Below are 15,125 nucleotides of genomic sequence, written 5' to 3'. Positions count from 1 at the left end.
GGGAGCTTTGATGTTATATCTGGTTAGCCATAGGAGCTGTTGTATTGTGCTCGCCGTAGCCTTCGTTCTTAACGACTTCAACGTTTCTGTAGCACTCCATACCTGTACCGGCAGGAATGAGCTTACCGATGATAACGTTCTCCTTAAGACCAAGGAGTCGGTCGCTCTTGCCTCTGATAGCTGCGTCTGTGAGAGCCTTTGTGGTCTCCTGGAATGAAGCAGCGGACATGAAGCTGTCTGAATTTGATGAAGCCTTTGTGATACCCTGAAGAACAGGACTTGTCTGAACAAGCTGTACGTCGTACTCGCCTGCGTCGATACGAGCCTGAAGCTCTTCATTGATAGCGTCGATCTCCTTGCTGTCAACGAGAGTACCGGGGAGCAGATAGCTGCTGCCTGTCTCCTCAACCTTGATCTTTCGGAGCATCTGACGAACGATAACTTCGATGTGCTTATCGTTGATATCAACACCCTGTAAACGGTAAACCTTCTGAACTTCATTGATGATGTAGTTCTGAACAGCCTGTGTACCGAGGATATTGAGGATATCAGCAGGATAGATGTTACCTTCTGTAAGACGTGTGCCCTTTTCGATGACCTCGCCCTCCTGAACTCTTATCTTCAGGTTGTACGGGATCATATAGCTTTCAGACTCGCCTGTCTCATCGTTGGTAACGATGATATTTCTTGTAGTCTTGACTTCCTCGATGTGTATCTTACCGTCAATTCTGGAGAGGATAGCTGCGCCCTTAGGACGTCTGCTCTCGAAGAGTTCCTCGACACGTGGAAGACCCTGTGTGATATCTTCAGCGTCGGCAGAAGCAACACCACCGGTATGGAAGGTTCTCATTGTAAGCTGTGTACCAGGCTCACCGATGGACTGAGCAGCGATTACGCCGACAGCCTCGCCGACTGATACCATATTGTTGAATGCAAGGTTTGCACCGTAGCACTTTGAGCATACGCCTGTTCTTGACTTACAGGTAAGTACAGAACGTATCTTTATTCTTTCAACGCCGCTGTCAACTATCTTCTTAGCGTCAGCGTCTGTGATGAGCTTGTTGCGTGATACGATAAGCTCGCCTGACTCGTCGCGGAGGTCCTCAGAGAGGAAACGTCCTACAAGTCTCTCCTCGAACGGCTCAACTATCTCGTTGCCGTTCTTGATCTCGAATACCTCGATACCGTCTGTAGTTCCGCAGTCTTCCTCACGAATGATAACGTCCTGAGAAACGTCAACGAGACGACGTGTAAGGTAACCTGAGTCAGCGGTACGGAGAGCGGTATCAGCAAGTCCCTTTCTCGCACCTCTTGACGCGATGAAGTACTCCAAGATGTTAAGTCCTTCACGGTAGTTAGCTCTGATCGGGATCTCGATAACGGTACCTGATGTATTGGCGATAAGTCCACGCATACCTGCCAGCTGTCTGATCTGTGAGATAGAACCACGGGCACCAGAGTCAGCCATCATCCAGATAGGATTGTACTTGTCGAAGTTGGATTTAAGAGCCTTTGTAACATCGTCTGTGGTATTTGTCCAGAGAGCGATGATCTTCTTGGTCTTTTCCTGTGCGGAGATATATCCGTACTCGTATTCATTTGTTATCTGCTCGACCTCTGCGTCAGCCTTAGCAAGGATATCCTTCTTCTGCGGAGGGATAGTTGCGTCGCAGACAGCAACGGTAAGAGCTGCTCTTGTGGAGTATTTATATCCGAGAGCCTTGATACGGTCAAGAACTTCGGAAGTAGTTGTTGTGCCGTGGATCTTGATGCAGCGCTCGATAATGTCGGAGAGCTGCTTCTTGCCAACGAGGAATGCAATTTCAAGGTCGAACTGCTTGTCGGAGTTGGTTCTGTCAACGTAGCCCAGATTCTGTGGGATATTCTCGTTGAAGATAAGTCTGCCGACTGTAGCGTCGATTATCTTGGATACCTTCTTGTCGCCGATATCCTTTGTTATCTTTACCTTGATGTTAGCGTGGAGCGATACGTCATGCTCATTGTAAGCCATGAGTGCCTCGTTAACGTCGCGGAATACCTTGCCCTCGCCGGGTTCGCCGGGCTTATCCATTGTCAGATAGTATGAACCAAGTACCATATCCTGTGAAGGAACGGCAACAGGCTTACCGTCTGAAGGCTTCAGCAGGTTGTTAGCCGCAAGCATGAGGAATCTTGCCTCAGCCTGAGCCTCTGCGGAAAGAGGAAGGTGTACAGCCATCTGGTCACCGTCGAAGTCAGCGTTGAAGGCTGAGCATACGAGTGGGTGGAGCTTGATAGCACGGCCTTCAACAAGGATAGGCTCGAATGCCTGGATACCAAGTCTGTGGAGCGTGGGGGCACGGTTGAGCATTACAGGGTGATCCTTGATAACGTCCTCAAGTGCGTCCCAGACCTTGTTGTCAGCACGGTCGATGAGCTTTCTTGCGCTCTTTATGTTAGCGATAGCCTTCTTGTCGACAAGTCTCTTTAATACGAATGGCTTGAAGAGCTCCAGTGCCATTTCCTTAGGAAGACCGCACTGATACATCTTGAGCTCAGGTCCTACGACGATAACCGAACGTCCTGAGTAGTCAACACGCTTACCGAGAAGGTTCTGACGGAAACGTCCCTGCTTACCCTTGAGCATATCGGAAAGAGATTTGAGAGCACGGTTGCTTGGACCTGTAACAGGTCTGCCGTGTCTGCCGTTGTCTATGAGAGCGTCAACAGCTTCCTGAAGCATACGCTTCTCGTTTCTTACGATGATGTCAGGAGCGTCAAGCTCGAGCATTCTCTTTAAACGGTTGTTTCTGTTGATAACTCTTCTGTAAAGGTCGTTAAGGTCTGATGTTGCGTAGCGTCCGCCGTCCAGCATTATCATAGGACGGATATCCGGCGGGATTACAGGAACTACGCTGAGTATCATCCACTCAGGCTTGTTGCCCGAAAGGCGGAATGCCTCGATTATCTGGAGTCTCTTTAAGAGCTTTACCTTCTTCTGACCGCTTGGGAGACCTACCAGCTCAGCTTTAAGGTCGTCTGCAACGATCTCGAGGTTGTTTCTCCAGTCGATGTCTTCAAGCTCTCTGAACTTCTGGCACTCCTCGCACTCGCACTCTGTAGGCTTGTTGAAGCACTCTATCTTCTTGCCGCCGAGAGATACCTTGCCCATTTCGATGAGTCTCTGCTTGTGAGTATCGTATCTTGCAGGATCGTACTCGTTGAGAAGCTTTCTGATAGCCTCTGCGCCCATTTCAGCCTTGAAATCGTCGCCGTACTTCTCTAAATATGAGAGGTACTCCTTCTCGGAGAGGAGCTGCTTCTTGAGAAGCTCTGTGTTGCCGGGATCTGTTACGATGTACTTTGTGAAGTAGAGAACTTCCTCAAGTCTCTTCTGTGATACCTCAAGCACCTGACCGATTCTGGAAGGTGTGCCCTTGAAGTACCAGATGTGAGAAACGGGAGCAGCCAGCTCGATGTGGCCCATTCTCTCTCTTCTTACTCTTGCCCTTGTTACCTCAACGCCGCAGCGGTCACATATTTTGCCCTTGAAGCGTATCTTCTTGAACTTTCCGCAGTGACACTCCCAGTCCTTTGTTGGTCCGAAAATTCTCTCGCAGAAAAGACCGTCGCGCTCAGGCTTCTGGGTTCTGTAATTTATAGTTTCAGGTCTTTCAACTGCGCCGTGAGACCAGCTTCTGATCTGCTCGGGGGACGCAAGACCTATCTTTATCGATTCAAAAGTTGTAAATTCCAAACTGCTACCTCCTGATATGTTAATTCGGAATTTGAATTCGGAATCATGCGCCGCAGTCCGACAGTCATCAGACTGCGGGCATTCATTATTCTAATCCGCTGTTTTTATTCGTTTACCTGTGATCAGTCCTCGTCATCGAAGCTGAAGCTGTCGCCGTCATCATCGCCGAGATCAAGAACGTCGTCGTCTTCGTCGAGACCGAGGTCGTCCTCGTCTTCATCGAAGCTGAAATCGTCTTCGCCGTCGACCATATCAAGATCGCCGTCCTCGTCCTCGCCTTCGATACCGTAGCCTGCGTCGCCCAGATCGTCTTCATTGAAGTCTGAGTTGTCGACTGTGTCCTCATCGTCGTAAGAACGTGAAGGCATCGGATCGTCGTCATCGAAGTTCTGAGTGAGGTCGATCTCTTCCTGATTCTCGTCAAGCACCTTAACATCGAGACAAAGTGACTGCATTTCCTTGATAAGAACCTTGAAGGACTCAGGGATACCAGGTGTAGGAACGTTCTGTCCCTTGACGATAGCCTCGTATGTGTTGACACGTCCGATAGTATCATCTGACTTGACTGTAAGGATCTCCTGAAGGGTGTATGCTGCACCGTAAGCTTCAAGAGCCCAAACTTCCATTTCTCCGAAACGCTGTCCGCCGAACTGAGCCTTACCGCCCAGAGGCTGCTGTGTAACCAGTGCGTAAGGACCTACTGAACGAGCGTGTATCTTATCGTCAACGAGGTGGTGGAGCTTGAGGTAGTACATATAGCCCACCGTTACGCGGTTATCGAACTTTTCACCTGTACGTCCGTCGTAAAGTGTAAACTTACAATCCTCTGTGAATTCCAGAGCATTGGGGTTGATAACTTTATCCATAGCCTTGAGCTCGAACATATCGTCCTTGTGCTCCTTGGCGTGCTCGTTGGCCATATTGAAGCATTCACGGATATCGCCCTCGTGAGCGCCGTCGAATACAGGAGTCATGATGTGCCAGCCCAGAGCCTTACAAGCCATACCGAGGTGTACTTCAAGTACCTGTCCGATGTTCATTCGTGAAGGAACGCCGAGAGGATTGAGTACGATGTCGAGAGGTGTACCGTCCGGGAGGAATGGCATATCCTCCTCAGGGAGAATACGTGAAACGACACCCTTGTTACCGTGTCTGCCGGCCATCTTATCGCCGACAGTGATCTTACGCTTCTGAGCGATATAGCAGATAACGCGCATATTTACGCCTGCTGAGAGCTCGTCGCAGTTGTCTCTTGTGAATACCTTTACATCAACGATAACGCCCGACTCACCGTGAGGTACTTTAAGGGAGTTATCACGTACTTCTCTTGCCTTCTCACCGAAGATAGCACGGAGAAGTCTTTCCTCGGCGGTAAGCTCTGTCTCACCCTTAGGTGTCACCTTACCAACGAGGATATCGCCTGAATTTACCTCGGAACCGATACGGATGATACCGTTCTCGTCAAGGTTAGCCAGTGCGTCGTCACCCACATTAGGGATATCTCTTGTTATTTCCTCGGGACCGAGCTTTGTATCACGGCACTCTATCTCGTATTCTTCGATATGAACAGAAGTGAATACATCTTCTCTTACAAGTCTCTCGTTAAGGAGAACAGCGTCCTCGTAGTTGTAACCTTCCCATGTCATGAAGCCGATGAGGGCATTCTTACCGAGGGAGATCTCACCGTCAGCGGTAGCAGGACCGTCTGCAAGCACCTGTCCCTTCTTGACCTCCTCGCCTGCTGTTACGATAGGTCTCTGGTTTACGCAGGTACCCTGGTTGGAACGCTTGAACTTGATGAGCTCGTACTTGTGCTCAACGCCGTCTGTGTCCACCATAGTGATCCTGTCGGCGTCAACGTATGTTACCTTTCCGTCGTAGTCGGAAACTACGCATACGCCCGAGTCAACGGCAGCCTTGTACTCCATACCTGTACCAACGAAAGGACGCTCTGTCTTGAGAAGCGGAACAGCCTGTCTCTGCATGTTAGAGCCCATGAGAGCACGGTTCGCGTCATCGTTTTCGAGGAATGGGATCATTGAGGTAGCGACTGAAACGACCATCTTAGGAGATACGTCCATGTAGTCGACCTTTTCACGCTCGCACTCGAGTATCTGGTCACGGAAACGGGCGTTTACACGAGGTCTCTTCAGCTTGCCGTCCTCTGTGAGAGGCTCGTTAGCCTGAGCAACAACGAAGTTATCCTCCATATCGGCAGTCATGTAAACTACTTCATTTGTTACAATGCCTGTAGTCTTGTCTACCTTTCTGTAAGGAGCCTCGATGAAGCCGTACTCGTTTATTCTTGCGAATGTAGCCAGATAGGAGATAAGTCCGATGTTAGGTCCTTCAGGAGTCTCGATAGGACACATTCTTCCGTAGTGGCTGTAGTGAACGTCTCGAACCTCGAATCCTGCACGGTCTCTTGAAAGGCCGCCCGGTCCGAGGGCTGAAAGACGTCTCTTATGAGTAAGCTCGGCAAGAGGGTTGTTCTGGTCCATGAACTGTGACAGTGGTGAGGAGCAGAAGAACTCCTTCATAGCCGAAGAAATAGGTCTTATGTTGATAAGAGTCTGAGGAGTGAGTGTGTTCACGTCCTGAGTCTGGAGGTTCATTCTCTCGCGGATACCGCGCTCCATACGTGTATAACCGATACGGAACTGATTCTGGAGAAGCTCACCAACAGAGCGGATACGTCTGTTTCCGAGGTGGTCGATATCGTCAACAGTACCAACGCCCTCGCAGAGGTTGAGGAAGTAGCTGATAGAAGCTCTGATATCATCAAGTGTGATGTACTTTGGTGAGAGCTCGTCAGCCTTCTTCTTGATAGTCTCTTCAAGCTCGTCAGCATCAGCGGCGTTGTCGATGATATCCTTGAGGACATTGAAGGAGACCTTCTCGTTGATGCCGTACTTCTCAGCGTCGAAATCAACGTAACCCTTGATATCTACCATGCCGTTGCCGATTACCTTGACTGTCTTCTCGACCATGCGGATATTTGTCTCGCCGCGCTCGTCAGTGTAGTACTCCTTAGCCTCGACGTTTACGAATGCGCTGTAAACACCAGCCTGCTCTATCTCGCAAGCCTTGTCGTAGGTAAGAGTCTCGCCTGCGTCAGCAAGTATCTCGCCTGTCATCTCGTTGATGATAGGCTCGGCAAGAGTTCTGCCCGAAAGACGTGAAGCAATGCCCAGCTTCTTGTTGTACTTATAGCGTCCGAAACGGCAGAGGTCGTATCTCTTAGCCTCAAAGAAGAGGTTGTTGAGGTGGCTTACTGCGCTTTCAACCGTAGGAGGCTCGCCCGGACGGAGCTTCTTGTATACATCTATGAGGGCGTCTGAGCGGTTCTTGGTCTGATCCTTCTGGAGAATAGTCTGTCTGAGGCGCTCATCATCGCCGTATGTCTCGAAGATCTCCTCATCCGTACCCTCTTCGCCGAGAGCTCTGATGAAGGTAGTGAGCGGGATCTTTCTGTTCTTATCTATACGAACGTAAACAACGTCGTTGGAATCCTGCTCATACTCAAGCCACGCACCGCGGTTAGGGATGATCTGGGAGCTGAACAGGTCTTTACCCGTCTTATCCTTGGTGAAGGAGTAATAAACACCCGGGGAACGGACGAGCTGTGATACGATAACACGCTCTGCACCGTTGATGACGAAGGTACCGCTGTCTGTCATAAGCGGGAAGTCACCCATATATATCTCGCTTTCGCTGACTGCGCCCGTTTCCTTATTGGCAAGGGTAGCAGTCGCTCTCATTGCGACCTGATAGGTAGCTCCTCTTGATTTACATTCTGCGAGAGAATACTTGGGAGTATCGTCAAAGCGGTAGTCCTTGAAGTTGAGGACGAGATTGCCGTTGTAGTCGGTGATAGCAGTCATTTCGCGGAAAACCTCGCGAAGACCTTCTTCCTTGAACCACTTATACGAGTTCTTCTGCACCTCGATAAGGTTCGGCATCTCCAGAGGCTCGGTAATCTTACCGAAGCTCATTCTGACATTCTTTCCCAGCTGCTTAGGTGTAACATTCACCATAGGCGGAACCTCCTTGTATTTTTTTGCCGCTCTGCCGCCGCACACAGTGTAAGCAGAGCAGTTCTTGTTTGTTGCTATCGTATCATGAAAAATTTTTGCAGAAAACTATTGACAAGTCAGTGCAATGTATGCTATAATATCTTGCAAAATAGCGATACTATTCCATATTGATACATTATAACATTATAATACAGATTTTGTCCCATGTCAAGGGGCTCCGTGAAGATTTATAAAAAAGCGCCGAATTTAAAAACCATTCGGCGCTTTTTTTGTTTGATTTAGTAATATCTGGCAATGAGCAGACTATTTGTCTACTCTCTCTACCTTGTAGCCCTCGGCGGCGAGCATATCGTCTATGCCCTTATCTCCCGAGAAGCAGGTAACGTTCACGATAACGAAAGGACTCTCGCCGTTTGCGAGCATTTCCTTTATCCTTGCTGAAAAATCGCGGTTTTTCTGGTACAGCGTAGCGTCCAGATAAGCCTCGTAGTCGTCGTCAAGGTCTGACGAGCGGTCAAGCCAGTAGAGCTCCTCGGAAAGGGGATCAACGTCGCCCTTTGCCCAGTATTCGTACTGGTCCGCAAGATTCTTGGTAAAGCCGCTGACATTTTCGGCGCGTCTGATAGTATCGCTTATCATGAAATCAGACAGCTCATCAGTGCTTGCGTCCATAGCCTTGAGCTGTGAATCCGCGTCTGCAAGGCTCACTATCTTCTTGTTTTCCATTTTTGCCATGGAGACAAATCTCGAATCAAGAGTCTCCATGATAAGATTCTTTACATTTCCCACAGCCACGGAATTTACCTGTGAAGCCCAGAAGCTTGCGGAATAGCCGTCCATCATATTGTTGTAGAAGAAATTCTTGGACAGATAATCCCTGGCTTTATTGTAAGTCTCCTCGGAAATATGGTCCGTTATGGTCGTTCCGTCGGTATAGACCATGTGACTGTAGAATTCCTGCATTTTCTCCATATCCTGAGCCATATTGCTCATATCGTACTCAACAGCTATGGTATCGCTCTTTTTATAGGCGTCCATAACGTAATCGGGCAGCGGCAGGGTATTATCGGTCATAAAGTACACCATACCGAACATATAAAGCTCGGTACCAGTGTTGGTGTCCGTGACCTTCCACAATGCAGGCTTTGATTCCTTGACTGTAATATATGAGTTGATATCGTTGGCTATTGTATTTGTCTCAGCCGACTGAGTTCCCTTTTCCCCTTCTGCCGCAGTTGTTTCCTGTACGCTCGATTTAGGTCTTTCATCGACATGGAGCTCATTATCACAGGAAGCAGCGCTAAAAGCAAACAGTACCGCTGTAAGAGCGGCAAAGAAACCCTTTTTACTCATAAAATTCCTCTCTTTAGCCGAAGCTCTCGTCTATTATATTATAGTGTGCATCGATGGCGCGGAAGCAGAATTCGATATCGCCCGTGATGATACCCTGCACTATTTTCTCATGAGCGTCCTGAAGTCTCATGCGCACATCGTGGTCGGCAGTTGTCAGAAAATCGTCTATCCAGCGCATATACACCTCGGAAACGGCGTTCATGAAGGTTATCCAGAAGCTGTTTTCAGTAGCGTTTATAAGCGAATAGTGGAAGTCCCTGTCTGCCACAGTCTGCTCCTCAGTGCCCTCGGAATCCTTGAGCCTGTTAAGAGCGGCGACTATTTTCAGCTTGTTGTCCGAGCTGCAGCCCTTTGCGATAAGATAGCTGCACACGGTCTTTTCCATGCTTCTTCTGAAAGAACATATCTCTTCCTTTGAAGTCTTGTTCATCAGAAGCATGACGTCCATCGCAGAAGCGATAGAATCCGAGATATTATCCGTAAGATAATTTCCCGAGCCCTGTTTTCCATTGACAATACCAAGTATCTCAAGCCCCCTGAGCGCCTCGCGGACAGTGTTTCGGCTTATGCCGAGCTTTTCCGAAATACTGCGCTCTGTCGGAAGCTTGTCCCCTACCTGCAGCATTCCGCTTCTGATAAGGTCGAGTATGTAATCAATAGTCTTGCGGTATTCACTGTTTCCCATAGCTTCCTCCTTAACATAAAAATCAGTCGGTCTGAAATCTCAGAATGAACACATTTCCAAGTAAATATATTAAATATATGATATAAACGTTTGCTGATATCTCCGCTTTTAGAATAAAAACGGCATTCAGTGAGTTTTTTGACCGCATGAAAATATAAAATAATATAAATAATTTATATACAGAGAAATTATATCATATTTTTCGCTTTAAGTCAACAGTAATAATGTGTAAAAATTACGTTATTATGTTCAAAAATTGCTGTTTTCTACAAAATTCAAGGTTTGAAGCCGTGATACTGACGGCAGCAGGGCTTTCCTCAGAAAGGTTTGCCCCGATAAAAAGCGCAATATTTGAAGAATTTAGTAACTTTCTGCCGTTTTTATCCAAAAAAAATGAAAAAATCAGCATTTTTGCATTGAAATTTCCTGTGCAGTGTGATATAATAATTGTAAATTGTATTAAGTGTTTATGGAAAATAGTAAAATGATGAATCCAAAGGGGGTGCACCATGAAGGAGCTGCTTGAAACTCTGTGTGATAAGTATCTGCTCAATCTGGGGCTGTTTACTGATTTCTGTCCGCTGGAAAGGGACATCCTTTACCCTGTGTGCGCAAACGTTATGTGTACTGCGGATACGGAATTCGACCTTTCAAAATTCAAAAACAGCATGGCTCTTATAAAGGAAAACAACAAAATGCTGTCAAGCTTCCGCAGCACCATAAGACCGCTGATAGCGTCGTGGCTGTCCATAAGCGACAACCCCAAAGGCGAAATGGAACGCTGTCTTGAATGCTACGACCTGCTGAGAAAGTATTTCACCAATTCCGAGCACCTTGCATTAATGGCAGTGCTGCTCCAGCGTATCACGGACAAAAATACTGCCGAGGGCTACATAAAGCGCAGCAGGCAGATATATGACCGAATGAAAAAGGAGCACCGTATCCTCACCACAAAGGAGGACGTAGCTTTTGCGGTCATGCTCGCTTTTTCCGAGAAGACCGACGACGAGCTCATCGAGGATATGGAGGCGAGCTACAAGCTTCTCAAGCACAGTGCCGACAAAAACAGCATACAGACCGTGTCCCACGTTCTGGCTATGGCAAACGGAAAACCCGAGGACAAGTGCGCGAAGTTCATGGAGCTGTACGACAGTATGCTCAAAAAGGGACGAAAATACGGCAAGCACTATGAGCTGGCAATGCTGGCTGCGCTGACTATGACGAAGTTTGAAAGCGCTGAGATACTCGGCGATATAAGCGACGTTGAGGCTTTCCTCGCGGAGCATAACTCCATTGCGGACTTATCGGAGTTCGGCAAGAGCGAGCCCATAAGCCACGCATTCATGCTGCTGACTACCGCTTATGCCAGCGACGAGAATGTGGGCGACCAGCAGGAAAGACGAGCTCTCCTTGCGGCAAGACAGGCGGCGCTGTACTCCGTTATGGTATACAGCATGATGACCGTAGCGCCTGTGCTTTCCGAATAATATAGCCTTTAGCCATTAGCTTGTAGGGGGCGATGCCCACATCGCCCCGATCATTTTACTGCTATCAACGGGCGGATGTGGGCATCCGCCCCTACACAAACCACTAATAATCATAAAGAGGTGTTATTTACCGTGAAAGCAGACAAATACATCATAGAAGAAAACAAGAAAACTGATATACGCAAGCTTCCTACCAACAGCAAGGAGGATAACGTCGATAAGGACGATATCATCGCCAAATACGAAGTAAACAAGCAGGAGCTCATCGCTTTGCAGGACAAGTTCTACGCTGACGGCAGAGAGGGACTTATAGTTGTTATACAGGCTCTGGACGCTTCAGGCAAGGACTCGACCATTAAATACGTTTTCAGCGGCATGAACCCCATGGGCGTAAAGGTGCACTATTATAAGGCTCCTACCGCCGATGAGCTGGCTCACGATTATCTCTGGCGCATACATCAGAATATCCCGCGCAGAGGCGAGATAGCCGTTTTCAACCGCAGCCACTATGAGGACTTAGTTACCGTTCAGGCTGAGGATATATGGGAGCATTACCATATGTCAGAACGAGTTCTTGATGATACAAAGAAAAAGTTCTTCGAGAAGCGCTACGAGCAGGTGAACAATTTCGAGGAGTACCTCTACGAGAACAGCTACCGCATGGTGAAGATATTCCTCCACGTGTCAAAAGAGGAACAGACAGAACAGCTCCTCGAGCGCATACAGCTTCCCGAGAAAAACTGGAAATTCCGCGCAGACGACCTGAAAGTCCGCGATAAATACGATTCATACCTCAAATGCTTCAACGAGGTCATAAACAAGACCTCGACCAAGCACAGCCCGTGGTATGTGCTCCCAGGAGACCAGAGGTGGTACACAAGATACCTTGTCACAGAGATACTTCTCAATGAGCTGAAAGCCTGCAAACCAGAATATCCTGCTCTTCCGCCCGAGGAAGCCGAGAAGCTCCCCGAATGCAGAAAGCTCCTTGAGGAAGCTATGGCAGAATATGAGAGCGGAAAGGCTGAAAAATCCGAAAAGAAATCCGACGAAAACAAGAAAAAGTCTAAAAAGAAGTCCAAGAAGTGATACAACACTGAGCATATATAAAGAAAATCCCCTTTGAAAAGGGGATTTTCTTATTTATTCAAAAAAGAGGTATAGATATTATGCCTTTGATACTCCGAGAACGAAACGGGTAAGCAGGATAAGGTCGCCAACGTCGATCTTTCCGTTTCCGTTCATATCGCCTGCCTCTGTATCATAGGGGCAGTTCTCGGAATTGAGGAGAGCCTTTCGGCAGGCTATTACATCGAAGTTGTCAACAACTCTGTCGCTGTTAAGGTCTCCCTTTACGCTGACCTCATTTGAAGCCAGATTAAAATTGCATATATTAAGGCTGAAATCACCGCCGGGGCTGTTGGTCTCAAAGAATACCTCGCAGCTGTCAACAGCGGTTATAGGGAATCCTGCGCTGTCCCATGCCATGATATGCTTTGCCCAGTCTATACTGCCGTTCAGGTGGCATTTCTCGCCCATAGCCTGACCTGCATTCTGCTTTATGCTGAGGCAGCGGTAGATATCATATCCGCCGAGACCACCCTCGCCTACCTTATAACGCAGATAGAACAGGTCGTACCTTTCGCCGTTGATGATAGCGGAGTTTTTCTTGATGATCGCATGATCCTTCAGGAAAGAGTATGCATCAATATTCGTGACCTCTGTTCCGTTGCTGTTCATCTTGACGGAGCTTGTGCCATAGCCCTCAAAAACATAGTATTCAAGGTTAGACTGTGTGGACTTGCAGGTCGAGCACAGTGACCACTCAGTATCTGAGGCTGATTTCGCATTTACATCTGCGTCGTAGTCCACAGAGAACTCAGCCATGTCTATTTCGCCCTCGGTCTCCAGCTTCTTTGAGAAGGACTTATATTCGCCCTCGCTCCAGTTACACGAGAAGCCGCCTACTCCGTTAGGATCCATAGAGCTGTTTTTCTCAGTGGCATTGCCGCTGTTGTAAAATGTGACCTTGCCGCCCTCGTCCTTGTCGCTGCCGAGATGTATATCGAAATCATTCACCTTGGCACTTCCCTCTCCGCCCATAGTAAACAGATTAAGGGACACTTCATAGACGCGGCTTACTCTTTCAAGTGCAGAAGCCTGCTCCATGAACTTTTCAAGGTGCTTTCGGATATTGATCTTTCCGCTGAGCTTGGGAGCACTGACCTTATCCACAACGCAATCCTCCGCAACGCTCCAATAGGTATACCTTGCATGAGGCGGAGCCTCTGCAACGCCCGAAGCGTTGTAATTATGCAGAGGGATAGAGCGGTAGAGCCTGAATTTTCTGCCGTTATCCTCTAATGTTCCCAGCTCGATGACATTTTCATTATTCTGGAAATCCTTGTAATTGCTTGGGAAATAATAATTCTTTCTGCCGAGGATTATATTGAATTCGTCCTTCCAGTCGCTGCCCTCTTTGATATCAAGCCAGCCGTGAACGCCGATGTCTATCATACCGTCACTGCCGTATTTTGAGGTATCGAACTCCATATCATAATCCGCTATGATACAGTCCTCGTCGCTATAGTTTACGGGAGCCTCGGCAAAGCTTCTTCCCTTGCGGAAGGTCACGCTTGAATAGCTGTCCCACTTTGCCTCAAAGCCGCCCTCGCCGAGGGGCTTCATTTCGTAATCGCCGCCGTTTTTGGCAGGCTCGGTCACATAAAAGCAGCCGTCCTCGGTGAAGGCTTCCCTTTCCCTTTCAGTAATGTTGATATCGCAGCTGTTGAGCTTGGCGCTGCCGCTTGACATCCACGCACGGACGTCCAGCATGGCGCTGTAGATATTGCTCTTCTCCATGCCCAGCTTCTGCCATTCTTCCATGTGTCTGGTAAGGTCGATAGAGCTTTTCAGGTTTACCGAAGCACCGCTGCCGATATTGCTATCGCGTCTGAAGCTGAAATACTTCTCAACGCTCGCGTCGAATGAAAAGCCGTTGGCATCGGCTTTTTTGTTGTACAGGTCATAGGTCATGCCGTCAAGCTCATAGCTGCCTATGTTCTGCAATTCCAAGATATTTGCATAGTTTTCCGTGTCAAAATTGCATTGATAGTCTATTACTGCGTATTCGATATTGTATCTTGCACTTTTTGGCACCAGCCAGCCATATATTCCCACTCGGGAGCTGCCGTCGGTGACTTCCTCGTTGTCCGTCAGAGGACTGAATTCAAGGTCGTAATTGATTATAACGCTTTCAGGATCATTAGGCAGTTCACTGCCGTAAATGCCCTTGTCAAACTGGCACTCCATGATACCTGACCATTCGGCGTCGAAGCCGCCCTGATTATCAGGTTCAAAGGAGCACTCTCCGATATTGCTCATGTTATAAAACTCATAGTGATAGCCGTCGATATAGAATTGTTCATTTTGATTTGAAGTAGCATAAGAACTAAGATTTGACGTGAAGTTAAGCGATACAGCCGTAACGCACAGGGCTGCTGCGATAGTTCCCGCCATTAACTGCTTTGAGCTTTTAAAAATCATGTTAAAATTCCCCCTTTTCTGTATAATCAACTAAAAAACATGAGCCGATCGGGGATTTATGACTAAATTATATAATAAATTCATAAAAAATACAAGCTAAAAATTGTGAATGAAAGATTAATACAAGCCAAAAATTGCGATTTTATTCAAAAATTGTTATTCATTTATTCAAATATTGTTCAAAAATTGACATCTTAATATATTAGGGTTATAATGAAATCACAATATTTGATACTCGGCTTATAAATTGGTATGACCAAAGGTCACACAAAAAACTACAC

The 15,125-nt window shown here is 47.7% G+C and carries 7 protein-coding genes; 2 read left to right on the top strand and 5 right to left on the bottom strand.

Features of this window, described 5'->3' with window-relative positions; genetic code table 11:
* Positions 1-13: 13 nt before the first annotated feature.
* The 4 genes from rpoC to T497_RS0105230 form a co-directional block, all read right to left on the bottom strand.
* Entirely contained in the window at positions 14-3,736 is a 3,723-nt protein-coding gene (gene rpoC / locus T497_RS0105245; protein ID WP_028514719.1) for a DNA-directed RNA polymerase subunit beta', read from the bottom strand.
* A 122-nt stretch (positions 3,737-3,858) separates the two neighbouring features.
* A complete protein-coding gene (gene rpoB / locus T497_RS0105240; RefSeq protein ID WP_028514718.1) occupies positions 3,859-7,773 on the bottom strand; it encodes a DNA-directed RNA polymerase subunit beta in 3,915 nt (1,304 codons plus the stop codon).
* Positions 7,774-8,076: 303 nt separating this feature from the next.
* Complete coding sequence (locus T497_RS0105235) at positions 8,077-9,126, bottom strand: TraB/GumN family protein (RefSeq protein WP_028514717.1); 1,050 nt, start codon at positions 9,124-9,126, stop codon at positions 8,077-8,079.
* Between the two features lie 13 nt (positions 9,127-9,139).
* Positions 9,140-9,811: a FadR/GntR family transcriptional regulator gene (locus T497_RS0105230; protein ID WP_028514716.1), complete on the bottom strand. Its 672-nt coding sequence runs from the start codon at positions 9,809-9,811 to the stop codon at positions 9,140-9,142.
* 509 nt (positions 9,812-10,320) lie between these two features.
* Between T497_RS0105230 and T497_RS0105220 the strand changes: the two genes are divergently transcribed.
* Together T497_RS0105220 and T497_RS0105215 are read left to right on the top strand one after the other, a co-directional pair.
* Positions 10,321-11,298 (top strand): DUF4003 family protein, encoded by a 978-nt coding sequence (locus T497_RS0105220; protein WP_028514714.1) that lies wholly within the window; start codon positions 10,321-10,323, stop codon positions 11,296-11,298.
* A 132-nt stretch (positions 11,299-11,430) separates the two neighbouring features.
* Positions 11,431-12,387, top strand: a complete 957-nt coding sequence (locus T497_RS0105215) for a PPK2 family polyphosphate kinase (protein WP_028514713.1) — start codon at positions 11,431-11,433, stop codon at positions 12,385-12,387.
* A 78-nt stretch (positions 12,388-12,465) separates the two neighbouring features.
* Here the strand turns inward: T497_RS0105215 and T497_RS0105210 are convergent, their stop codons facing one another.
* Positions 12,466-14,844, bottom strand: a complete 2,379-nt coding sequence (locus T497_RS0105210) for a dockerin type I repeat-containing protein (RefSeq protein WP_028514712.1) — start codon at positions 14,842-14,844, stop codon at positions 12,466-12,468.
* Between the last annotated feature and the right edge of the window lie 281 nt (positions 14,845-15,125).

It is taken from the genome of Ruminococcus flavefaciens MA2007 (genome assembly GCF_000621845.1).
GTDB classification, from domain to species: domain Bacteria; phylum Bacillota; class Clostridia; order Oscillospirales; family Ruminococcaceae; genus Ruminococcus; species Ruminococcus flavefaciens_E.
This window is presented reverse-complemented; position numbering and strand designations above follow the sequence as displayed.